General features: G+C 64.1%; 25 protein-coding genes and 1 tRNA gene. 10 read left to right on the top strand and 16 right to left on the bottom strand.

All coding sequences use genetic code 11. The features are described from left to right. Positions 1–69: 69 nt before the first annotated feature. Genes ALII_RS0115625 through ALII_RS0115610 form a run of 4 tightly spaced genes read right to left on the bottom strand, consistent with a single transcriptional unit; the run spans position 70 to position 3,235 of the window. The gene (locus tag ALII_RS0115625; protein ID WP_024588170.1) at positions 70–831 is read right to left on the bottom strand and encodes a class I SAM-dependent methyltransferase; all 762 of its coding nucleotides are present in this window, start codon (positions 829–831) and stop codon (positions 70–72) included. After that, a complete protein-coding gene (locus ALII_RS0115620) occupies positions 828–1,874 on the bottom strand; it encodes a glycosyltransferase family 4 protein (protein ID WP_024588169.1) in 1,047 nt (348 codons plus the stop codon). Before ALII_RS0115620 ends, ALII_RS0115625 begins: the two co-directional genes overlap by 4 nt. Next, positions 1,871–2,266: a 6-carboxytetrahydropterin synthase gene (locus tag ALII_RS0115615; RefSeq protein ID WP_024588168.1), complete on the bottom strand. Its 396-nt coding sequence runs from the start codon at positions 2,264–2,266 to the stop codon at positions 1,871–1,873. Before ALII_RS0115615 ends, ALII_RS0115620 begins: the two co-directional genes overlap by 4 nt. Then, on the bottom strand, positions 2,267–3,235 hold the full coding sequence (locus ALII_RS0115610; protein ID WP_051375921.1) for a zinc-binding alcohol dehydrogenase: 969 nt from the start codon (positions 3,233–3,235) through the stop codon (positions 2,267–2,269). It lies immediately after the preceding gene. A gap of 191 nt (positions 3,236–3,426) precedes the next feature. Here ALII_RS0115610 and ALII_RS0115605 point away from each other — a divergent pair, with 191 nt between their 5' ends. Next, on the top strand, positions 3,427–4,704 hold the full coding sequence (locus ALII_RS0115605) for a polyhydroxyalkanoate depolymerase (protein ID WP_024588166.1): 1,278 nt from the start codon (positions 3,427–3,429) through the stop codon (positions 4,702–4,704). Here the strand turns inward: ALII_RS0115605 and ALII_RS0115600 are convergent, their stop codons facing one another. After that, positions 4,705–5,511 carry an undecaprenyl-diphosphate phosphatase gene (locus ALII_RS0115600; RefSeq protein WP_024588165.1) on the bottom strand — a complete coding sequence of 269 codons (807 nt, stop codon included), beginning with the start codon at positions 5,509–5,511 and terminating at the stop codon, positions 4,705–4,707. It abuts the gene before it with no gap. 177 nt (positions 5,512–5,688) lie between these two features. Between ALII_RS0115600 and ALII_RS0115595 the strand changes: the two genes are divergently transcribed. The 9 genes from ALII_RS0115595 (at position 5,689) to ALII_RS0115555 (ending at position 13,882) form a co-directional block, all read left to right on the top strand. Beyond that, complete coding sequence (locus ALII_RS0115595; RefSeq protein ID WP_024588164.1) at positions 5,689–6,381, top strand: glutathione S-transferase family protein; 693 nt, start codon at positions 5,689–5,691, stop codon at positions 6,379–6,381. 1 nt (position 6,382) lies between these two features. Then, complete coding sequence (gene queG, locus ALII_RS0115590) at positions 6,383–7,528, top strand: tRNA epoxyqueuosine(34) reductase QueG (RefSeq protein WP_029660609.1); 1,146 nt, start codon at positions 6,383–6,385, stop codon at positions 7,526–7,528. After that, on the top strand, positions 7,525–8,415 hold the full coding sequence (locus tag ALII_RS0115585; RefSeq protein WP_024588162.1) for an SDR family oxidoreductase: 891 nt from the start codon (positions 7,525–7,527) through the stop codon (positions 8,413–8,415). The genes queG and ALII_RS0115585 overlap by 4 nt, the downstream gene beginning before the upstream one ends. A 59-nt stretch (positions 8,416–8,474) precedes the next feature. After that, the gene (gene mepA / locus ALII_RS0115580; RefSeq protein ID WP_024588161.1) at positions 8,475–9,482 is read left to right on the top strand and encodes a penicillin-insensitive murein endopeptidase; all 1,008 of its coding nucleotides are present in this window, start codon (positions 8,475–8,477) and stop codon (positions 9,480–9,482) included. Between the two features lie 66 nt (positions 9,483–9,548). After that, positions 9,549–10,577 carry a glucokinase gene (locus tag ALII_RS0115575; protein ID WP_024588160.1) on the top strand — a complete coding sequence of 343 codons (1,029 nt, stop codon included), beginning with the start codon at positions 9,549–9,551 and terminating at the stop codon, positions 10,575–10,577. A 157-nt stretch (positions 10,578–10,734) separates the two neighbouring features. Next, on the top strand, positions 10,735–12,498 hold the full coding sequence (locus ALII_RS0115570; protein ID WP_051375928.1) for an ABC transporter ATP-binding protein: 1,764 nt from the start codon (positions 10,735–10,737) through the stop codon (positions 12,496–12,498). Further along, a complete protein-coding gene (dapB, locus tag ALII_RS0115565) occupies positions 12,495–13,310 on the top strand; it encodes a 4-hydroxy-tetrahydrodipicolinate reductase (protein WP_024588158.1) in 816 nt (271 codons plus the stop codon). The genes ALII_RS0115570 and dapB overlap by 4 nt, the downstream gene beginning before the upstream one ends. Positions 13,311–13,405: 95 nt before the next feature. After that, positions 13,406–13,490, top strand: a tRNA-Leu gene (locus ALII_RS0115560). 155 nt (positions 13,491–13,645) lie between these two features. Then, positions 13,646–13,882: a hypothetical protein gene (locus ALII_RS0115555; RefSeq protein WP_035449984.1), complete on the top strand. Its 237-nt coding sequence runs from the start codon at positions 13,646–13,648 to the stop codon at positions 13,880–13,882. A gap of 82 nt (positions 13,883–13,964) precedes the next feature. On the opposite strand, the gene ALII_RS0115550 is transcribed toward ALII_RS0115555, so the two are convergent. The 11 genes from ALII_RS0115550 to ALII_RS22075 all read right to left on the bottom strand — a co-directional run bounded on the left by ALII_RS0115550 (position 13,965) and on the right by ALII_RS22075 (position 22,561). Beyond that, positions 13,965–14,270, bottom strand: coding sequence for a hypothetical protein (locus tag ALII_RS0115550; RefSeq protein WP_152529651.1), 306 nt, complete (start codon positions 14,268–14,270; stop codon positions 13,965–13,967). 133 nt (positions 14,271–14,403) lie between these two features. Then, positions 14,404–15,090, bottom strand: a complete 687-nt coding sequence (locus ALII_RS0115540; RefSeq protein WP_024588155.1) for a hypothetical protein — start codon at positions 15,088–15,090, stop codon at positions 14,404–14,406. Further along, a complete protein-coding gene (locus ALII_RS0115535; RefSeq protein WP_024588154.1) occupies positions 15,087–17,486 on the bottom strand; it encodes a tape measure domain-containing protein in 2,400 nt (799 codons plus the stop codon). Before ALII_RS0115535 ends, ALII_RS0115540 begins: the two co-directional genes overlap by 4 nt. Positions 17,487–17,629: 143 nt before the next feature. Continuing rightward, entirely contained in the window at positions 17,630–18,802 is a 1,173-nt protein-coding gene (locus ALII_RS0115530; RefSeq protein ID WP_024588153.1) for a phage major capsid protein, read from the bottom strand. Beyond that, positions 18,799–19,467 carry an HK97 family phage prohead protease gene (locus ALII_RS0115525; RefSeq protein WP_024588152.1) on the bottom strand — a complete coding sequence of 223 codons (669 nt, stop codon included), beginning with the start codon at positions 19,465–19,467 and terminating at the stop codon, positions 18,799–18,801. Before ALII_RS0115525 ends, ALII_RS0115530 begins: the two co-directional genes overlap by 4 nt. Positions 19,468–19,648: 181 nt before the next feature. Continuing rightward, complete coding sequence (locus tag ALII_RS0115520) at positions 19,649–19,933, bottom strand: hypothetical protein (protein ID WP_024588151.1); 285 nt, start codon at positions 19,931–19,933, stop codon at positions 19,649–19,651. After that, entirely contained in the window at positions 19,930–20,310 is a 381-nt protein-coding gene (locus ALII_RS22490; RefSeq protein ID WP_152529650.1) for a hypothetical protein, read from the bottom strand. The genes ALII_RS0115520 and ALII_RS22490 overlap by 4 nt, the downstream gene beginning before the upstream one ends. A 182-nt stretch (positions 20,311–20,492) precedes the next feature. Then, a complete protein-coding gene (locus tag ALII_RS22080; RefSeq protein WP_161632273.1) occupies positions 20,493–21,353 on the bottom strand; it encodes a helix-turn-helix domain-containing protein in 861 nt (286 codons plus the stop codon). A 531-nt stretch (positions 21,354–21,884) separates the two neighbouring features. Continuing rightward, on the bottom strand, positions 21,885–22,085 hold the full coding sequence (locus tag ALII_RS0115510) for a helix-turn-helix domain-containing protein (RefSeq protein WP_024588150.1): 201 nt from the start codon (positions 22,083–22,085) through the stop codon (positions 21,885–21,887). After that, a complete protein-coding gene (locus ALII_RS0115505; RefSeq protein ID WP_024588149.1) occupies positions 22,082–22,387 on the bottom strand; it encodes a hypothetical protein in 306 nt (101 codons plus the stop codon). Before ALII_RS0115505 ends, ALII_RS0115510 begins: the two co-directional genes overlap by 4 nt. Before the next feature lie 12 nt (positions 22,388–22,399). Next, the gene (locus ALII_RS22075) at positions 22,400–22,561 is read right to left on the bottom strand and encodes an Arc family DNA-binding protein (RefSeq protein ID WP_280113770.1); all 162 of its coding nucleotides are present in this window, start codon (positions 22,559–22,561) and stop codon (positions 22,400–22,402) included. Between the last annotated feature and the right edge of the window lies 1 nt (position 22,562).

Raw genomic sequence — 22,562 nt, 5'->3', positions numbered from 1 at the left:
GCTCAACTCCGCTTTCTGTCCGCCTGCTATGTGCGACGGGACGGCGGCATGTGCAAGGCGGCAGCCACGTCAGGCGGGCAGGGCCAGGACGTCGAGATGGCCGACCGTGCAATGGGCGCTCGATGCAGCCGCAAGCCGGCGCCGGAGCCAGGCATCGGCCGATGCGACGTCGAGTTCGCGCGCGGCATCCGCGATCCCGGTGACGAGCGCGCGCTGCAGTTCAGTCTCCGCCGGCCCGAGTTTCCAAGGGCTGTCGGCGATCGTGACGCGATAGCCGCGTCTGCGCATTGCCTCGGCGAGGTGGGATGCACCCGAAGGGCCGAGCGCGGGGCCAAAGCCCTTCTCGCCGCGCTGATGCGCGTTGAAGGCATTTCGGATCGTCGCATCGTCCGGGTCTGCCGGGCTCCATTCGAGGACGCCGTCATAGCTGAGCGCGGCGTAGAGGCCCGTTCGGGACGCGGCGAGCCGGTCTGCAAGGGCGTCGATCCAGCCGGCGCTGGCGAGGTCGAACAAGGCCGACGCGGTGACGAGCGCGGCGCCGTCGAGGGGGATGTCGTCGGTGCGGGTGAGGTCGAGTTCCACCGTCTCGACGCCCGGGCCGGATCGTCGCGCGGCCTCGGCGAGAAGGGCCGGATCGTGGTCGACCAGACGCCAGCGTGCCGGTACTTCGCCGATGGCGCGCAGGGTCGAGCCGGTGCCCGAACCGAGATCGACGATGACGGGGTCGGGTTGCTGCGCGAGGAACGCGCGAACGTCTGCCAGCATCGACGCATCGCGTGCGGCGTTGTCGGCGCTTTCGCGCAGATCGAGCCATGCCGTGGAAAAGCTCATCGGCCGATCTCCTGCAGGGCGCGGGCGATGATGGTGATCGTGTCCGACCAAAGCGGTAGACGCTCGGCGGCCCGGCGGGCGCCTTCGCCAGCGCTGGCATAGGATGCGTCGTCGGTGAGGAGTCGCCGCAAGGCATCCGCGAAAGCGGCCGGATCGTCGGCAGGCACGAGTGCGCCGGCGTCGGGCGGCACGACTTCGGGCACGGCACCGACCGCACAGCCGACCACCGGCAAGCCCGCGGCGAGCGCTTCGGCATAGGCCATGCCATAGCCTTCGTGGCGCGTCGCGAGCACGAAGATCCCTGCTCGGGCGTATTCGGGATCGAGATCGTTCAGCGGGCCGGTGAATTCGATGCGGTCGGCGAGGCCGGCATCCGAGATCATCCGATCGAGCCGCGCGCGCCAAGTTTCGTCGCGCGAGGGCCCGACGAACCGGGCGTTCCAACCCAGATCGGCGATCTTTGCGAGCGCCTCGACGAGAATGTCGTGACCCTTGCGCGGGACGATGGACGCGACGCAGAGGAGACGTGTTCGATCTCTCTCATAGGTAAGCGTAGGGTTACGTTCCGTGCCGGGCGGAGCGACCTGCAGGGCCGATGCAGGCACGCCGAAATGGTCCATCAGCCGGCGTCCGGTGGTCTCGCTCGTACAGATGATCGCCGCCGCATGGCGCAGTGCGGCGCGCTCGTCCGCCTCGAACCGGGCTGCCTTTTCGGCTGGCAGCCCGCCTTCATCGGCAAGCGGATGATGGACCAGTGCGGCAAGGCGCAATCGGCCGGCTTGGCCGGCCATGAGGTCGGGAAGCCGGGCAAAGGCGAGGCCGTCGACCAAAACCAAGGCATCACCCGGCAGGTTCGCAAAGGCCTCTTCGGCCGCGCGGTGGGTTGCGGCGTCGGTGTCGGGATAGCTGCCGGGCAGCGAGACGATCTCGACCGTCCAGCCGAGCTCGCGGAGCCCGTCAGCGACTTTCCGGTCGTAGCCATAACCGCCGGTGGGCGTGTCGATATCCCCCGGAATGACGAAATGGAGATGCGGCCTCGTCACAACTCGCCTTCATACCAAGCGCGCGCGACGTGGCTCTCGTGAAGCTGGACACGGATCTTCACGACGCGGCCACTATCGCCAAGACCCTTGGTGCGAACGGTCGTCGCGAGTTGGTCGAAGATATGCTTGCACAGGAATTCGGTCGTCGTGATCTTGCCCTTGAAGGCATCGATTTCGTCGAGATTGCCGTAGCGCAGTGGGTCGAGCGCGGCTTTTAGTGCATCGGTCGCAAGGCCGATGTCGACGGTCAGGCGGTTTTCGTCGATGTCGCGCGTATAGAAGGCGGCGTCGACGACGAAGGTCGCGCCGTGCATGTTCTGCGCCGGGCCGAAGACTGGCGAGGGCAGGCTGTGGGCGATCATGATGTGGTCGCGAACTTCGACGGCAAACATTCAGGGTCCTTCGACTGTTGGAGCATAGCTGATACGGTGGCAAAGCGTCGCCGGATCGGCGAGGATCTTCGCATAGTCGCGGTCGAGTGTGGCGAACGGGCTCGTACGGGAGATCAGCGCATCGAGCGCATCGTCGCTGGCGAGGAGATCGAGCGCCTTGGCAAGCCGCCGTCTGAAATCCCAGCGCGGCGCGCGCTCGGCAGGGATCGAGCCGACCTGCGAGGAAATGATTTGCAGGCGGCCGGCGTGAAACGCGCCACCCAGCGAGAGCGCGACGGGCTTGTCGCCATACCAGCTCGCTTCGACGATGCGTGCGTGACTGCCGGCGCAATCGACGGCGCTCTGCAGCCCTGCATCGCTGGCGCTCGCATGGATGGCGACGTCGCAATCGGCCGGCGGGTGCGAGGCGAAGGGAATGGCGAGCCGCTCGGCGAGCACGCGTCGCGCCGGATTGACGTCGACCAGCGTGACCTCGGTTCCGGGAATGCGGCTGCAAAGCCATGCGCAGAGCGCGCCGACGACACCCGCGCCGATCACCGCGATGCGGTCGCCCGGCGCCGCGCGCGCGTCCCAGACGATGTTGAGCGCCGTTTCCATGTTGGCGGCAAGCACGGCACGGGCAGGCGGGAGATCGACGGGAAGCGTCGTCAGGTCTGCGTCCGGCACCGCGAAACGGTCCTGATGCGGAAACAGGCAGAATGCGATTTCTCCTCTACGCGGGCCGGACGCGATGCGCCCGACATTGGCGTAGCCATACTTGACCGGATGGGGAAAATCGCCGGACTGGTGCGGGCCGCGCATTCGCTCGTGCTCGGTTTCCGGCACTGCGCCTTGAAAGACGAGCGATTCGGTGCCGCGGCTGATCCCGGAGAAAAGCGTTTCGACTTCGACCAGATTGTTGCCGACGGGCAACTCTTCCTGCCGCAGCGCACACATACTCGTCCCGGTGATCCACAACGCTGTCGGCATTTTTCCTCGCTTCGGCCAAAAAGCTAGATGCTTTCCGGCACTTGGCAAGGCGCAACCCCCACGAAAGGCGAATCGGCTGAAAGTTATGCTCTATTGCAATGCAACAGGTGACTGCTAGATTCGTTATAACATGATGACAACAGCCCCGACCGGTCAGGCAAATCGCCGGCCGAGGCTCTGGGGGCCAATCCATGTATTATCAGTTCTACGAATTGAACCATGCCGCGCTGCAACCGGCGCGCGCCTTCGCCGACGCGGTGAAGCTGCTCTATTCCAATCCGCTCAATCCGATGTCGCACACGCCCATGGGGCGCACGATCGCGGCCGGCGCGGAAATGTTCGAGCGGACGACGCGGCGCTACGGCAAGCCGTCCTTCGGCATCACGCAAACCAAGGTCGGCTTCGACCAGGTGGCGGTGAGCGAGCGTGTGGTCTGGAAGAAGCCGTTCTGCGACCTGATCCATTTCGAGCGCGATCTGCCGAGGAACCGCAAGGCCGACCCCAAACTGCTGATCGTCGCGCCGATGTCCGGTCACTACGCGACGCTCCTGCGGGGCACGGTCGAGTCGATGATCCAGCATGCCGAAGTCTACATCACGGACTGGACGGACGCCCGCATGGTGCCGGTCGCTGACGGGCGGTTCGACCTCGACGACTATGTCGACTACATCATCGACATGCTCCACCATCTCGGCCCGGACACGCATGTGATGGCGGTCTGCCAGCCATCGGTGCCGGTGCTCTCCGCCGTATCGATCATGGAGGCGCGTGGCGACCGCTTCGCGCCCGCCTCGATGACGCTGATGGGCGGGCCGATCGACACGCGCCGCAATCCGACCGCCGTCAACAAACTGGCGGAGGAAAAGGGCATCGACTGGTTCCGCGACAACGTCATCATGCAGGTGCCATGGCCGGAGCCCGGCTTCACGCGCAACGTCTATCCCGGCTTCCTGCAATTGTCGGGCTTCATGAGCATGAACCTCGACCGCCACATCATCGCGCACAAGGACTTCTACATGCACCTCGTCAAGGATGACGGGGACTCGGCCGAGAAGCATCGCGACTTCTATGACGAGTATCTGGCGGTGATGGATCTGACCGCGGAGTTCTACCTGCAGACGGTCGACACCGTGTTCGTGCAGCACGCGCTGCCGAACGGCACGATGCGCCATCGCGGCGAACTGGTCGATCCGAAAGCTGTCAAGAATGTCGCGCTTTTGACCATCGAGGGCGAGAACGACGACATTTCAGGCCTCGGTCAGACGCAGGCCGCTCACGATTTGTGCGTCAACATTCCGGATGACATGCGCGCCCACTACATGCAGCCGAAGGTCGGCCATTACGGCGTCTTCAACGGCTCGCGCTTCCGCTCCGAAATCGTGCCGCGCATCGTCGACTTCATGGCGAGCAACCCAGGCGCTGCCAAGCGCGAGCGGCCGAAGCCGCGGATCGTCGCCAACAAGGGCTGATCAGCCGAAGGCAAGCAGGGCCGCGAGCCCGATGGTGCCGACGAGAATGCGCCAGATGGCGAAGGGCGTGTAGCCGCGCTTCGCCACGAAATCGAGCAGATAGCGGACGACGAAGACGCCCGCTATGAAGGCCGTGACGAAGCCCGCGCCGATGAGCCAGAAATCGTCGACGGTGAGGATGTCGCGGTTCTTGTAAAGGTCGTAGGCAAACGCACCGACCATGGTCGGCATCGCAAGAAAGAACGAGAACTCCGCCGCCGAGCGCTTGTCGGCGCCCATCAGCAGCGCGCCGACGATCGTCGCGCCCGAACGCGACGTGCCGGGGATCATCGCCAGGCACTGGATGAAGCCGATCTTGAGGCAGACCGAAAGCGGAAATTCGGCGACATGGGTGTATTCCGGCTCGACGTGACGCCGGTCGATCCAGAGCAGCACGAAGCCGCCGAGGATCAGCATGACGCAGATCACCATCGGCGTCTCGAAGAGCACCGTCTTGATGAAATCATGGGCCAGCGCGCCGATCACGGCCGCCGGCAGGAAGGCGAGCAGGATGCCGCCGACGAAACGCTGCGTCTCGCGATGTTTCGGCAAGGTGACGGCCAGATGCCACAGCCGCGCCGAATAGACGGTCAGGATGGCCATGATCGCGCCGAGCTGGATCAGCACCTCGAAGCTGCGGCCCGTCGACTCGAAGCCGAGGAAGTGTCCCGCGAGCAGCAGGTGACCGGTGGAAGAGACCGGGATGAATTCCGTCAGCCCTTCGAGAATGCCGAGAAGGGCCGCGACGAGAAGGGATTGCTCTTCCATGAAAACTCCGGGGCAGGCCTGTCTCAAAGGTTCGCTTGTCAGGCGGGCCGCGCTTGCCTATAGCTGCCCGCGCATCGCCGCTTTCGAACCCGAATCTGCGCCGAGGATTAGCCACCGGGCCATCAAAAGGCCAGACTTTTCGGGCCGGTCCCCCTGCGACATACCCACCGAGTGCCCATGCTGACCCTGTTCCACCATCCGCTTTTCGCGTCCTGCCGTTTCATTCGCCTAGCCTTCGGCGAATATGGCGAGGACCTTTCGCTGATCGAGGAAAAGCCCTGGGCGCGGCGCCGGGAATTCCTGCAACTGAACCCGGCCGCGACGCTGCCCGTCCTGCTCGCCGAGGCCGACGAGCCCATCGTCGGTGCATCGGTGATCGCCGAATATGTCGACGAGACGCGCGGCGCGCTGAAGCGGGACAAGCGGCTGATGGCCGAAAACCCGATCACGCGCGCCGAAATCCGCCGCCTGGTCGATTGGTATCTGGTCAAGGCCGATGGCGAGGTGACGCGGCATCTGGTGCGCGAGCGTGCGCTGAAACCGCATATGCCGCCCGAGCATGGCGGCGGTTCACCCAATTCCACCGCCATCCGGGCCGCGCGCGCGAACATCCGCCAGCACATGAAATACACCAACTGGCTCGCCGGCACCCGCAACTGGCTCGCCGGCCCGCGCCTGACCTATGCGGACCTTGCCGCCGCGGCGTCGATTTCGGTGCTCGACTATATGGGCGAGATCGACTGGAGCGAGCACGGCGCGGCCAAGGAATGGTACACGCGGATGAAGTCGCGCCCCTCTTTCCGACCTCTGCTCGCCGACAGGTTCCGCGGCCTCACCCCGGCCTCGCACTATGCGGACCTCGATTTCTGACATGACACCCCCCCGAAACCCCGTTCCGGCGGCGCGTCTTCGGGAGTTCATCGAGGCCGAGGCGAAGACGCTCGGCTTCGACGCCGTCGCGGTGACGCGGCCCGATGCGATTGCTGAGGCGGGTCCAAGGCTGGGCGCCTTCGTCGAGGCCGGCCGGCACGGCACGATGGAGTGGATGGCCGAGACGCTTCAACGCCGCGCCCATCCCAATGCGCTGTGGCCCGAGGCGCGTTCCGTCATCATGCTCGCCATGAACTACGGCCCGGACGAAAACCCGCTGGCGCTGCTCGACCGACGCGACCGGGCGGCGATCTCGGTCTATGCGCGCAACCGCGACTATCACGACGTCATCAAGGGCAAGCTGAAGACGCTGGCGCAGAAGTTTTCCGCCCGCACGGGCGAGGACGTGAAGGTCTTCGTCGACACCGCGCCGGTGATGGAAAAGCCGCTCGCCGCGGCCGCGGGCCTCGGCTGGCAGGGCAAGCACACCAATCTCGTCAGCCGCGAATTCGGCTCCTGGCTCTTCCTCGGCTCGATCTTCACCACCGCCGAACTGCCTGTCGATGCGCCGGAGATCGATCATTGCGGCTCGTGCCGGGCCTGCCTCGACATCTGCCCGACCAAGGCGTTTCCCGCGCCCTACCAGATCGACGCGCGGCGCTGCATTTCCTACCTCACCATCGAGCACAAGGGCCCGATCCCGCACGAGTTTCGCGCCGCGATGGGCAACCGCATCTATGGCTGCGACGATTGCCTCGCCGTGTGTCCCTGGAACAAGTTCGCGCAGGCGACGCGCGAGGCGAAGCTCGCGGCCCGCGACGACCTCGCCGCGCCCGCGCTGGCTGATTTGCTCCGGCTCGACGATACCGCCTTTCGCGAAAAGTTCGCCGGATCGCCGATCAAGCGGATCGGCCGCGACCGCTTCGTCCGGAGCGTGCTGATCGCGGCTGGAAATTCGAACGATCCGGGTCTTCTGCCGCTGGTCGAAAGCCTTCTTGCCGATCCGTCGCCCCTGGTTCGCGGCGCGGCGGTTTGGGCCTTGTCGCGGCTGGCAGGGCGGGAGAGGTTCGATCGCCTGCGTCTGGCATCGATGGAGCAGGATGACGATGTGAAAGCGGAATGGGTGGACGCGATGGAGCCGGCATGACGAAGACCTTCCTGATCTTCGGAGCCGGCTATTCGGCGCGCGCTTTCGCGCGACAGGCGGTCGAAGATGGACACCGGGTGATCGGCACGACCCGCAGCGCCGACAAGTTCGCCGATCTTTCGGCGCTCGGCATCGAGCCGCTGATCTTCGAAGGCACGACGCTGAGCGGCGATCTCGTACAGGCGATGGGCGAGGCGACGCATCTCGTCGTCTCCATCGCGCCGGACGAGACGGGCGATCCGGTGCTTCGCGCCGCCAGTGACGCGATCCGCAGGCAGATGCCGCGGCTGCGCTGGATCGGCTATTTGTCGACCGTCGGCGTTTATGGCGATCATGACGGCGGCTGGGTCGACGAGGATGCGGACTGCCGGCCGGTGTCGAAACGCTCGGTGGCACGGGTTGCATCCGAGAACGCCTGGCGCGAACTAAGCGATGAAATCAGCAGGCCGCTCGCGATCCTGCGCCTGTCCGGCATCTACGGCCCCGGCCGCAATGCCTTCGTCAATCTGGCGGAAGGCAAGGCGAAGCGCATCGTCAAGCCGGGCCAGGTCTTCAACCGCATCCATGTCGACGACATCGCCGGCGCGCTTGCCCTTCTGGCCGAGAGGGAGGCGGACGGTATCTTCAACGTCACAGACGACGAACCCGCTCCGCCGCAGGACGTCGTCGCCTATGCGGCCAATCTGATGGGCATCGACGCGCCGCCGGAGGTGCCGTTCGACGCCGCGACCATGACGCCGATGGCGCGGTCCTTCTATGGCGAGAACAAGCGGGTCTCGAACGCGAAGGTGAAATCGGCGGGATATTCGTTTCGATTCCAGACCTATCGCCATGCTCTGGACGCCATGTGGCGCGATCACACTTGGCGACAGAAGCCGCCGCGTTAGGATTTCGCTAACCTTGCCGGACGCAGGCTCGGCTGGAAGCAAAGCGGGGAGAATCACCGATGCGCGCGAGGAACTGGATCAAGGCCGCCTGTGTCGTCCTTTCGATGACGGCTGCGACGAGCGCCGACGCGCAACTGGCGAAGGATCTCTTCGGCAACCAGCCGCTACCCGCCGCCACCGAGGCGCGCGTCTATGGCTCCTACTCGAAGGGCTGTTTTGCCGGCGGCATGGCAATCGCCAATGATGGCCCCAACTGGCAGGCGATGCGTCCGTCGCGCAACCGCCGCTGGGGTCACCCCGACATGGTGCGGCTCGTCGAGCGCCTGTCGCGCGACGCGACCGCCGATGGCTGGCCAGGTCTCCTCGTCGGCGACATATCGCAGCCGCGCGGGGGGCCGATGCTTTCGGGCCATGCCTCGCACCAGCTCGGCCTCGATGCCGACATCTGGTTCCAGCCGATGCCGCAGCGCCGCCTGTCGGCATCGGAGCGCGAGAATCTCGAATTCGTCTCCATGCTGCGCGACGGCGAACTGACCGTCGACGACCGCAAATGGTCCCCTGCCCATGCCGGTATCCTGCGCCGTGCGGCGAGCTATCGCGAAGTGGAACGCATCCTCGTCCATCCGGGCATCAAGAAGAAGCTCTGCGAGACGGTGACGGGCGATCGCTCCTGGCTCGGCAAGGTGCGCCCGTTCTGGGGCCACGATTCGCATTTCCACATCCGCATCGGCTGCCCCGCCGGCTCTCCCGGCTGCCGCCCGCAGGAAGCGATCGGCCGCGGCGACGGCTGCGATTCCTCGCTCGCGTGGTGGTTCACGGACGAGCCGTGGCGCCCGGCCACCGGCCCGCAGCAGCCGCGCGCGCGCGACGTGATGCGCATGGCCGACCTGCCGCGCGAATGCTCTGCCGTCCTGCAGGCACCCGCCCCGCAATCCGAGGCCATGGTGACCATCGGCGGTCCGGGCAGCACGATCGTCCAGACCGGCGCGCCGCCGATCGCCGCGAACGCTTACGCACCGACGCCGGAGAGCGCCATACCGGTGCCCTTCCCGCGCCCCCAGCCTTGACTTGGCCGGCCGCGTGTGACCTTCAAATAGCCTTGATTTGAACAGCGACACGCGGCAGCCGCCCTGATGATTTCTGAAATCGACGCCGCCGGCGTCTTGCAGTTCCCCGTTCTCGTCGGAGATATCGGCGGCACCAATGCCCGCTTCGCCATCCTGCCGTCGCGCGAGGCGGCCGCGATCGAATTTCCGACCGTCGCCACGGCCGATTATCCCGACATCGACGTTGCGCTCGAACGCGCCATCCTGACGCGGACCGACATCAAGCCGCGCTCTGCGGTGCTCGCCATCGCCGCGCCGGTTACCGGCGACGAGATCCGGCTGACCAATTGCCCCTGGACGGTGCGCCCCAAGATCATGATCGACCGGCTCGGTTTCCGGGAAGTCGTGATCCTCAACGATTTCGAGGCCCAGGCGCTGGCCGTCGTCGCGATCGGACCGGAGCATCTGGAAAAGATCGGCGGCGGCGATGCCGACCCGGAGGCGAGTCGCGTCGTGCTGGGTCCCGGAACCGGCCTCGGCGTCGCGGGCCTGGTGCGCGCCGGCAATGTCTGGGTGCCGGTTCCCGGCGAAGGCGGCCATGTCGACATGGGCCCGCGCACCGCACGAGATTTCGCGGTGTTCCCGCATATCGAGCGCATCGAGGGCCGTATTTCCGGCGAGCAGATGCTGTGCGGGCGCGGCCTCGTCAACCTTTACCGTGCCGTCGCCGCCGCCGACGGTAAGCCGGCCGAGTTCACCTCGCCGGCGGGCATCACCGCTGCGGCCCTGGCGAAGTCCGATCCGGTGGCCGAAGAGGCCCTCGACATTTTCGTCACCTGCCTTGGCCGGCTTGCCGGCGACCTAGCGCTGATCTTCATGAGCCGCGGCGGCGTCTACCTGACGGGCGGCATCGCCCAGAAGATCGTGCCGGCCCTGAAACATGCCCGCTTCCGTGCGGCCTTCGAGGACAAGGCGCCGCATTCGGCCCTGATGCGCGATCTACCGGTGTTCGTCATGACTCACCCGCTCGCCGCCCTTGCCGGCCTCGGCGCATTCGCACGCACGCCAAAGGCGTTTCATATCCGCACCACCGGGCGTCATTGGCGCGCGTCGTGAGCCGCGTGCGGCGGATTGGCGATTGCATCGCGGGTTCCAAGGGGGCATAGGCAGGCGGCCTGCGCGCAAGCGGCGGGCGACTAGACGGGATTTCGACCACTTGGCAGAGGCCCAGACCACGAAGCGCAAGGCGGAGCCCGGCGAAATCGTCGCGGTGATGCGCCGGATTCTGGCCGAGAACGGCCGCGAATACCTGCCGCAATACGCCCTCGCCACCCTGTGCCTCGTGGCCGTCGCCGCCACCACGGCGTTCAGCGCATGGATCATGCGCGACATCATCGACGAGATCTTCTACCGCGAGAACTACTCGCTCGTTCCCTATATCTGCGGCGCGATCATCGCCGCCTTCGCGATCCGCGGCATCGCCAGCTATGGCCAGGCGGTGATCCTCGCCCGGATCGGCAACAATCTGGTCGCGCGCTACCAGCGCCGCCTGTTCGACCACCTGATGCGGCTCGGCCTCGACTTCTACTCGAGTGCCCGCTCCGGCCAGCTCGCCGCCCAGATCAGCCAGAACGTCACCGGCATCCGCGACATGCTGTCGATCACGCTGACATCGATCGCGCGCGATCTCGTCTCGCTGATCGGGCTCGTCGCGGTCATGGTCATGCAGGACCCGCTCCTGTCGGTGATCGGCCTCCTGATCGGTCCGCCTCTGGTCTACGCGGTCAACTACCTCATGCGCCGACTGCGCCGCGTCACACGTGAATCCGTCGAGGTCAATTCGCATCTTTTCGGCGCGATGCAGGAGACCGTGCAGGGCATAGCCATCGTCAAGGCCTTCACGATGGAAGAGCAGCTTTCGCGCAAGCTGGCCGAACTGGTGGCCTCGGCCGAGAACCGCGCCAACAAGATCGCGCGCGTCTCCGAGCGGCTGACCCCGATCACCGAAATGCTCGCCGGTTTCGCCATTGCCGGCGTCATCGGCTACGCCGCTTACCGTGCCTCGTCGGCCGGCCAGTCGCCCGGTTCGGTCTTCGCCTTCATCACCGCGCTTCTCCTCGCCTACGACCCCGCGCGCCGGCTTGCCCGCGTGCAGGTCAATCTGGAGCGCTCGCTGGTCAATGCGCGGATGATCTACGAACTGCTCGACCAGGAGCCGCCGCAGCGCGATGCGCCCGGAGCGAGCGAACTGGTCGTCGGCGCCGGCGGAATCGCCTTCCGGAACGTGTGCTTTTCATACGGCGCCGACAAGCGCGTGCTGGACGACGTGTCCTTCGAGGCGGAGCCCGGCAGGGTCACGGCCATCGTCGGCTCGTCGGGCGCCGGCAAGTCGACCATCGTCGCGCTCGTCCAGCGCTTCTACGACGTCGATTCCGGCCGGATCGAGATCGACGGGCAGAACATTGCCGGCGTCACCAAATCCTCCCTGCGCGCGCGCATCGCCTATGTCTCGCAGCATCCCTATCTCTTCGAAGGCACGATCCGCGACAACATCCGCTACGGCCGTCCCGACGCGAGCGACGAGGAAATCGAAACGGCGGCGCGGCTCGCCAATGCCGACGATTTCATCCGCGAAAGCGCCTCCGGCTACGACACGCTGGTCGGCGAGAACGGCGTCACGCTTTCGGGCGGCCAGCGCCAGCGCCTGTCGATCGCGCGCGCGATCGTGCGCAACGCGCCGATCCTGCTGCTCGACGAGGCGACCTCCGCGCTCGACAACGAGTCCGAGGCGCGCGTGCAGGACGCGCTCGACACGGTGATGAAGGGACGCACGACGATCGTCATCGCGCATCGGCTGTCGACGGTCGTCAACGCCGACAAGATCGTCGTGATGGAAGAAGGGCGCGTGGTCGAACAGGGCACGCATCGCGCTCTCATTGCCGACCCGGCCGGACTTTATGCACGCTTCCATCGCCTTCAGGGCGAGCGCAGCCTCGACCTCGTCGCCGATCAGGAACTGGAGGAGAAAAGCGCATGAGCGATATGGGTCTCGTCGTCGTCGGCGCCGCCGGCCGCATGGGCCAGGCGATCATCCGCGCCATTGCCGCCATCGAGGGCGTCAAGGTGGTCGGCGCGCTCGACCGCAAGGGCGCGCCCGCCATCGGTCGCGACGCCGGCGAACTGGCAGGGGTCGGGCAGATCGGCGTTGCGATTACCGACGACCCGCTGCCGCTCTTCGCCAGCGCCGACGGCGTGATCGATTTCTCCGCGCCTGCCGCAAGCGTCGAATATGCCGGCTATGCCGCGCAGGCACGCATCGTCCATGTCATCGGCACGACGGGATGCTCGGCGCAGGACGACGCCGCGATCGAAGCGGCCGCGCGCCACGCAACGATCGTGAAGTCCGGCAATATGAGCCTCGGCGTCAATCTTCTGGCAGCATTGGTCGAACAGGCCGCCCGCGCATTGCCCGCGGCGGACTTCGACATCGAAATCCTGGAAATGCACCACCGCCACAAGGTCGATGCCCCCTCGGGCACGGCGCTTCTGCTCGGCGAGGCGGCGGCCAAGGGCCGGGCGATTGCATTGGCCGAGAACTCCGTGCGCACGCGTGACGGCCATACCGGCGCGCGAGAGGCGGGCACGATCGGCTTTGCGACGCTGCGCGGCGGCTCGGTGGTCGGCGACCATTCGGTCCTGCTGGCGGGAACGGGCGAGCGCATCACGCTCTTCCACCACGCCGAGGACCGCTCCATCTTCGCGCGCGGCGCGGTGCAGGCCGCGCTTTGGGCGAAGGACCAGAAGCCCGGCCTCTATGCGATGCGCGACGTCCTCGGCCTCGACGGCTGACCAAGGGTCAACGGCCCGGCGGGCGATTCTTGCAACGCCCGTCGGTTTATCCGTTGACACCATCTTCCCGCCCGCTTACATCGGCGGCGCACCTAGCCCAGGTGGCGGAATTGGTAGACGCGCACGGTTCAGGTCCGTGTGCCGCGAGGCGTGGAGGTTCGAGTCCTCTCCTGGGCACCACTTTATCTTGAAAAAGCAAGATAAATCAGCGACTTGGCATTTGCACGGTTGCTTTAATCCACCAATCCAACCACCTTGAGATAGAAAGTTGTAGCCGTGCTTGCGTTCGCGATCCGGCTGCGCCAACCTCGGCGCTATGCGCAGGAGGCACAAGCATGGCATCAAGGCAGGCGAAGATCGCAGTTGCGATGGACTACATCGGCGAGCAGCTATCCCTCATGATCGAACGGAACTACGACGAGAGCGGCAACGCATTCCACACGCAAGGCACGTTCACGGCGATGCTTGAGGCGTATCGGGCCTGCGAGATCGCAGCGGCCTATGAAGAACGCATTGAGGAAGAAGCTCGACGCAACAGCTACAGCAGCTCACTCGCCAAAAATCTGGACTAGGCTCGGCGACATCGGCGCGCCGGAAAACGCACACTGGCTGTGGATTTGCGTTTTGGTGGATTCGATCGTCGACATTTTGCGTTTAGCACTCTGGCGGATCGTCGAACTGATCCCAGATCCACACCACGAACTCGGCCTTTTCTTCGACAGATGCCGCTGCCCAGGCGGACCATAATCGGTCACGGCTCGACGGCCTCTGCCGGCCCGTCGCTGCGAGCCAGGCGGCATGGAGCGAGAGTTCTCCGGCATTCATCCGCTCGATGAGATCAGTACGGCCGAGACGGATGATTTCGCGGTGCTTGTAGACGTTGCGCTCGCTCATCTCCACCTGGCGCGCAACGTCCTTGACAGTCTTGCGTTTCGTCGGCGGTCGATCGGGCACCTGCAAATTTGCAGCTCGCATTCGTCATCTTTCGCGTTCGAGCGGCATCCAGATTCGGATCATGGAGACCGCGACGATTGAGCCCACGAACCCCGCCAGTATCAAGCCGATCAATAGCCATACCATCCGCGCAGATCCTTCATGCAGCAGCACCCACAGGCACTGGCTCCGACATCACCGGCATGATCGGTGATCCGATCAGATCGTCCCATTGGTGAACGGTCTGCGATGACATGTCGTTCGGACCTATAATGGCGTGCTGGATGAAACCGCCGATGGCATGCGCCATGATCGGCTCCGATGCTTCGCCGCATGACAGATCGAGCAGCTCACGCCGGCCGGTTTCGAATGCGCTGATCACGCGCTCGATCGTGAAGTCGGCCGGCGCAGGCAGAAGTGCTGCATCAAAGCCGAATGCGAGACGTCCCTCCGTCCAACGATAGATCTTGCCCGCCTCAAGCCCGAGGTCGGCATAGTCACAGTGATTTGCTCGAAACAGCACCTCAGCACGCAAGGCCGATTCCGACCACCCGGCAATGAGGATTTCGCCGGTATAGCCCGCCAGCCATTCGTCCAGCTCCAGGAATACGCTCGGCAGGCACGCCTTGAGCTCGTCGAAGGAATGCACGTTCCTCGCCGCGCATAGCTCCAGGAAGAACGGGAACGCCGCGCGCACGCCCCGGCTGGAGAAAACCGCGTCGACACCTGGTACCCGCCAGACCTTGTTGGCGGCACCGGTGAGCACGCCGGTGCTCGGATCGTAAAAGGCGGCATCGGTAAAAAGGTGAATGGCTTCCGGTTGGAAAATGACTGCCATCGCGCTCATGCGAAGATCTCCGGTTGAGTTGAAAATGAAGCCGTGCCCGTCCGGCCGCCATCCTTGCGGAAGCCGATCGCCTTGCCGATCGCGCCAAAGATGCCGCCGAACCCGCCCCCACCTGATTTAGTGTCGAACAGTCCATCGAAGGCCATGTCGAGAAGCTTGCTGCTGATCTTGCTCAAAGCGTCCGAGAAGATATCGGCAGCGCGCTTGCCCTGCATGAACCCGTCCACGATGCCGCGCGAAAGGTCCTTCTGGAAGTCGCTCATCTCCTGCGCCTTACGGCGGATATCGTCCTGCGTTTCGCCGAGCTTGGCGGCTTCCACCGTTGCCGTAGCGAACTGATCCGCCAGCGCGGAGATTTCGCTGCGCAGCTGCGGCGTGATCTCGACGCCAGCCTCTTTCGCAGCATTGAGCAGGTCCAGCTCCGCACGCGCCTTTTCGATGGCGTAGCCATAGTCCTCGACGAGCGGGTTCAGCTGGCGCTGGACTTCGGTTTCCGAAATCATGGCGGCCGTGCTGTCCGATATCCGCTGCGCCAGGCGCTCATATTCGTCGGCGCGTTCTTTAGCTTCCTTCTTGGGCTTCTTGCCCTCGTCGGAGCGGGACGCGTTGCCGGCAAGGTTCGCCTCGGCAATCCGGGCGATCTGCTGTTCGGTCAGTTTGACCCCATCATCGAGCGCTTGCTTGCGAACGCGGGCGATCTCATTTTCGAGCGCCAGTTGATCCTTGCCGAGCTGCGCTCGGCGCAGCTGCTCCTTCTCGAACTGCGCCGCGGCCTCTCGATCGATCCGATATTGGCCATCCTCCTGACGGCGGCGCAGGCCAGTTTCCTGCAAACCGGACTGCGCCAGTCGTTCATCGAGCAGATTGGCAACAGCAAGTGCCTCGATCAGGGAGGCGGTTAGGACGCCGACCCGATCTGCAACCGTCTGAAATCGCGGGTTCGCGTTTGCCAAAGCGAAGAGCGCCAGCTCCACTTCCTTCGCCGCCGCGGGGTTCGCGGCCAGGCGGTTCTTCAGCTCGATCAGCTGGGCGAGTTGATCGGGACTGACCACCTCAATATCGGCCATGTTCTCAAAGGTTGCAGCGAGATCGCCGATCTCCTTCTGCATCTCACCCATCAGCCCCTCGACCTTGGATGCAGCGTCCTCGACAGCTCGCGTTAGCGAGTTTTTGATCTTCTCATCGAGGACCGGAACCATGTTCTCGACGGCAGGCGCCACCTCTTTTGCTCTGGCGCGGACCTCCTCGAGGGCTTCCGCATACGTTCGGGCCCCAATCGCGGCGTCTTCGGATGACTCGCTGAATGACACGAGCGACGCGACCACGGCTCCACCGATGAGCAGGCCGACCGGACCCGCCGCCGCACCGAGTCCGGTGAATGCCAGCGAAAGGCCGGCCATCGTTCGCGCCGCAGTTAGCGCTCGCGTGAAGTTGATCAGAGCTGTGCTGGCTAGACCAAGTGTCGAGATCATCCGCAAGAGCGAGCGGCCGACCAATGCGCCTGCTATGACGGCTGCGAGCTGAAGAGCCACGTCAGCGGTCGAATCGAAGTTGTCCGCCATGATCACGAGCGCTTCGGAGATCTTGGCCGAGACGCCGACGGCCTGGTCGCCCTTGCCGACATATTCCAGCATGGCGTTCTGCAGCAACTGGATGCCGTCCGAGATCGTGGCGGGCATGGCCTCGGCTTCCTTGCGAAGCCGCTCCATCTGCGACGATAGCGCCCGCACCACGTCCCGGCCGGTGATCTTGCCCTGCTGCCCCAGCGCGCGCAGCTGGTTGACGCCGACGCCGAGCCCTTCGGCCAACGCTTCAGCAACACGCCCGCCCGACTGGATGACTGTGTTGAGGTTGTCGCCGCGCAGCTCGCCGAGCGCCATGGCTTTCGCCAGTGCGTCCATGACCGACGCCGCCCGCTGTCCCTTGGCACCGGAGATGACGAGCGCGTTATTGACTGCTTCGGTGTAGTTGAGCGTTTGATTGGTCGAATAGCCCAGCTCGCGCATGGCGGTCGAATTGAGCAGGTATCCCTCAGCCGTCTGCTCAAGCGAGGAATAGGTGCGGCGCGCCACATCGCCGAGCCGCTCCATGACTTGCGCACCCTCTTCCATGCCGCCAGCCGCGAGGCGCACGCGACTGTTAAGGTCGGTCCAGGTGTCGGTGAGCCGCACGAGTTCGCGGGCGCCGAGCGCCGCGCCGATGCCGGCGAGAGGCGCGATGAGCGATTGAGCCATGTTCTTGCCGATGCCGTCGAGCCGACGGTTCGCCGCCATCCAAGTCTGCTCAACCCTGCGAGCGGCCTGCCCGTTCACGCCGTGCATTTTCTGCAAGTCACGCATGAAGGGCTTCATCTCCATGCGCATCACGGCTTTGAGTTCGTCGAGAGTCACGGCCATATCGGTTCGCTTTCCGCTGCTGTTTGGGGATGGCGGCGACGGGCAAGGGCACCCGCCGCCGCCGTTCGCGCTTCGTGTGCTCCGATTGAAGACCGGCGTTCTGAAGCGAAAACCGGCCGTCAACACACGATGCAGCGGATTCCTTACGCTGTCGGGAAACTGCCGTGGATGAGCGCCTCCGGACGCTTCACAGCGAAGGCGAGCCGCTGCTCACCAAGGATGGTCAGCAGGTTGCGGATGAAATCATCATCCACATAGCCCAGCTCGACGACCGCATCTTCGCGATCATAGATCGTCGCGGCAGTCTCGAACGCGCCGACCATGAATTCGCCTGCCGGCATGGCGTTCGTCCAGACGACCGGAAGACGCCACACACGCTCCGGAACGTTCGCCAGCGGCCCGCCCGAGATGTAGCGCCCTTCCCCGTCCTTGATGCCGAGCATCGCAAACCAGTCCGATGTATTGAGAATGATCCCACTGGCAGGCAGCAACGCTATTTCCGCCTGCTCAATCGCATGGAGAAGCGTATCAAAGCGCGTGTCTCCGGCCACGTTGCGGGCGGTATCATAGGCGGTCGCCTGTGGGATAAGCCCCAGCAGATTCTGCCCGACCCCATCTCCCAGAAGAAGCTGGGCTTCTTCGATCAGGGCGAGACCGTAGCGGAGTTCCGTGTCGATCGTCGTCTGAATGAGCGGCGCATCCGCAAGGATCTGGCGCGAAGCCTTCACCCAATGCGCGATGGTCTTGACCTTCGTGTCCTTGAAGTCGAACGCGATGTTGGATTTTGGCTTCAGCGCGCCTTCCGCGACCATCGCAGCGCTGTTCGTGAACCCGGTTTGACGCATGTACTCGACGGCGTTGCTGGAGGTGCGGCCCTTGCCGACAAGATCGCGGATAGTCAGCCGCTGTTTCGGCAGCATGAGGATGCCGCTCTCGCGATCGGGCGCAACCAGTGCGCCTGCGGAGGTCGGTGCTGACGTGATCGCCTTGACCTCGATGCGGGCTTTCGCACGCCTGTCCTCATAGACACTGGCGAGTTCGCTGGATTTTTGCGCCACTTCCGCGCCAGCGGTCAGCTGCGTGCCACCACCGAGACCGCCAAAGGTGCGACGTGCTCCCTTCTGCTCCAACTCGAACAGGCGATGATGCAGCTCGTCATCTTTCTGAGTGTGCTTCTGAAGGATGTCATCGATCGTCTTGTTATGCTCCTCGAACGACTTCGTGAGCAGATCGAGTGGATCCTCCTTGCGATGCAGCGGTGCGCCGGCGGCGAGCAGAGCGGCGGCCGAGCGGGTGAAATATGCGAGCTTGTTCATTTTGCGGTCCTAAGATTTGCCGTGGCGAGGCGAATGCGCTCAGCCAGGTCGATTGCTTTTTGATGATCTTGACCGGCAAGCGCCGGCCATCCGCCAGCGGCAACGCGTGCCGCTGCCGCTTTCGGGAGCCCGCCTTCGCGGAGCATGTCGATCAGCTCAGATTTCGACTGGAGGGATTTGACGCCGTTGACGCGCGCGCGGCGATTTGCCGGGATCGGCGTCACCGATATTTCCCAGAGATCGAGGTCGGTGATTGTCCAGGAGCCTTCAGAGTTTCGCGTCCTGCCACCGTCTGGCAGGATGAAACCGATCGAGAAGCCGGAAACGTCACCGCCTTTGACATGGGCGTGCGTTTCGCGCCCGACTTGGGTGTCGAGATTGAGTTTTCCTCGAGCGAAAAGGCCAGTGGCATCTTCGCGTAGCTCCAACCAGCGCCCGACAGGCGAATCGCCTTTGTGGCACCAGAGCATTGCAGGCGTCGAGTTTTCCGCTTTGTGCTCTGCCAGCGTCCTCTTGAACGCACCCGGCGCGATGATGTCGCCGTAGCTGTCAGGGGAACCGCCGAACACACTGGCATAGCCTTCGATGATACCGGCGTCGGCATCACGAGCGCGGACTTCCAGAACCGGCGCAAGCCGGATTCCAGCGGAATTCTTAATGTTCAAGTGTGGAAACACGGCAGCACCTTCGAGGAATGACAAAGCGCGGGCATATCGCCCGTTTGATGCTTCGTGCCCGGTGTGGTGGCCGGTGCCGTCGAAGGTGGATCGTCGCTATGCGCCCCGGCGTGGCCAGTTGCGCTCTCGATCGAGCCGACTGAACAGGTACGCCGGTTCGATACCGTCGTCAATGCCTCGCTCCGCCGCCTTCCCGGCCCTCGCCTGTGATGCTGTGAAAAATCCCAGCCTCGATCCGATCGGCCAGCATTCGGAAGTTCTTGGCGGTCAAGGGTGAGCCATCGATCTTGCAGGCCTGGGCGGCAGCGTAGGTCAGCAGCCGATCGAGGACCATAGCCACCGGAGCTTCGGCTTCATCCACCATCATCTTCGTGGCCCGCTCCAGGATAAGATCGCAGGCCGCACGACGACGCTCCTCGATCTCACCTTCGACTGTGACTTTTCGCGGCTTCATGGCTTCGGCTCCTCGGGCTCAAAAATAAAAGAAATCGGGAAAAATTCGGGGGTTTCGCTTTCGCCCCGTTCAACAAACCTATGTTTTTCAATGGTTTGCGGAATGTCGTTTGCTGCCACGACGACTTTTGCGGCCTCGAAATTCGTCTGGTGAGAAATAAAATCTGCGAATGAGGGGGATGCGGGTCTAGCGGGATCGCGGTTTCCAGACTTTCGACCCACCCCCCTCTCGCGCGCCTTCGCCTTGTGTTTCCGGTTCGTCCGCCGGTGCTGCTCCTGCCAGCATTCAGGCGAGCAGAACCGTGAGTGCCGGCCACGCGGCTTGCGCACCTGAGGCACCGGCTTGCCGCACACGCGGCAGGGAACGTCGAAGATCATCGGTCGACCAGCGCGCGCCCTCGCCTGCTGTGCCGCCAGCTTCTCGGGGTTCGCCGCTCGCCACTCGCGACGCTTCGCCAGTTCGTGGACCTGCGTGCATTCGGCCGAGCAGCAAGCCGGCATCGGGCCACGAGCAGGGCCATCGAAGCTGCGCCCGCAGACGGTGCATGATCCGAACCGCATCAGCGTTCCCCCATCGCAGCCAGCCAGGCGGCGGCACGCTCGTGTTTTGGCAATCGGTTGATCTGCGCAGCGACACGACGATGACGCGCCGCCTCGGCAGCATCAGCTTTCGAAGCGCCTTTGCCGCCCACAATCGGAAGTAGCATTGACGCTTGGCCTGATGCCCTCTCTTCCCTCATCAGCCCCTTGCTGCCGTGTGTGTGGGTGTTGTCGGCTCCGATTTCGCTCGCGCGGTTCTCCTGGCTAGTTATTGGATAGTTGTATGGATAGTTACACTGAACCTCGTTCAGTGAGTTTGTGTCGTTAGGTTCAGTAAGGCACTGAACGTCGTTCAGTGCATCATGTGGCTGCGCACTGCTTTCGTTTCCGCTTTGTTGCTGAACCTCGTTCAGTGCTTTCGGGTCCTCGGATTGCAACCGGGGATGCAACCTGCCTTCACTTCTTACTGAACTACGTTCAGTACGTGGCGACGGCTTCTGAGTGTTGGTGGGATCCTTGACCGGCCCCTCAGTGCCTGGAGTCACTGAACCTCGTTCAGTACCTCGACCCGGCCAATCTGCGTGATATTCATGCCGCTTCCAGGTGCGCCCATTGCGCATGGATACCCTGAGCCATCCGGCCTGCGCAGCTCGAGCGATGTGCGTGCAAACCGCACGCTCCGAAAGGCCGGTCGCTTGCGCTATCTGCCGCGTCGTCGGATAACAGTGACCGGCGGAATTGCTCATGAAGCACGAGAGCGTCAGCAGGACATGCCGGGTTGTCGCCGGCAAACCTGACTGCATTATTCCGAGCCGCCATTTCGAGACTAGCGGCGCGGCCGATCTGGGCGCTTTATCAGCCAGCAGGGCTTCATCTGCCACCTGAAGCCTCCAACAACGCGCACTCGCGCTCCCGCCGGAGGAATTCCCGTTCTGTAGCGGCAAACCGATGCCACTGGAGCGCATAGTTTGCGCGACCTGTTTTTCCGCGGCTCCGCTTGAAAAAGGGTTCGTCGCCGGCACATAGCGCAACAATGGCTCGCCGCACCGTTGACGGACTGATACCGAGAGCGGTTGCGATCTGGTTCGTATCCGGATCTGGCAAATTCGCGCTTTGACAGGCCAGGATCACACCGCCCACGCGGACAGCGGACATAGGCAGATCTTGTGTGTAAAGCAGCATCCGAATGGCCGTGAGAAGTCTTTTACGCGTGGGCCGCATCGTTCGCGCCTCCTGCATCCGCCTCCCGCAGGGCACAGACAGCCTCGTGAGCCGTCAGGCCGAAGCGCCGGCGCAACGCCGGGACAATTGGTCGCTCGCAAGTGTTGCGATGGACCGCGTACCAGGACGCCGCCTCCGAGATCGCGGCGCTGCTTTCGTGACAGTGGCCCGTGGTCCCGCCGACAGGAAGGTTATTGCCCGCGCACATTTGCGACCCGTCTGCACACGTTCAGCGCGGCCTGGATGTCGGCCTGGCTCCAGCGAGATAGATGCCCCAGCTTGATCGGCGGCGGGATAGTCCCATCCCCAATACGTCGATAGAGCGAAGGGATCGAAATGCGCAGCATCCCGGCCACCTCTTTTGCGTTGAGCAAGGGATCGTGAGCCATCATTCGTCACTCACGAACGGATGGGCGTCGAGCGACTTGGATACGGATATGGCCTGATCCAATATCTCGCCTGCAAGCCAATCCAACTGGTCGAGGGTGCCCTGCTGGAATTGCAGCTTTACGCTCGTCCCTTCAACGGTCCCGCGGCGCGGATTTAGCTGCCAGTCCAGCTGTTGATAAAGAATGCTGCACATGTGCCGTAGCGACAGTGCTTCGCTTCTGATCCGGTCCGCGAACTCTATCTGCTCGGCTTCTGACGAGAGCCTTGCCAAGGGTGTGTCGGCCGGAATAGAATTCATCATCATCTTCGGAATCTTTCACAGGTTCGGGGTGACATGGCGCGACGAGGTTGCACCCTCAGTCGCGCCTTTTATTTTCATCGCTGAGCGTATCGCCCGAACAATCTCGCTGTTCTGCGAACTGCCGTTTTCTCGCGACTCCACTTCAATGAACGACTTAACGTCTGCTGGAAGCCGCACT

It is taken from the genome of Aliihoeflea sp. 2WW, assembly GCF_000497755.1.
Taxonomy (GTDB): Bacteria; Pseudomonadota; Alphaproteobacteria; order Rhizobiales; family Rhizobiaceae; genus Aliihoeflea.
The sequence above is the reverse complement of the archived record's forward strand: the minus strand, read 5'-3'. Positions and strand labels throughout refer to the sequence as shown.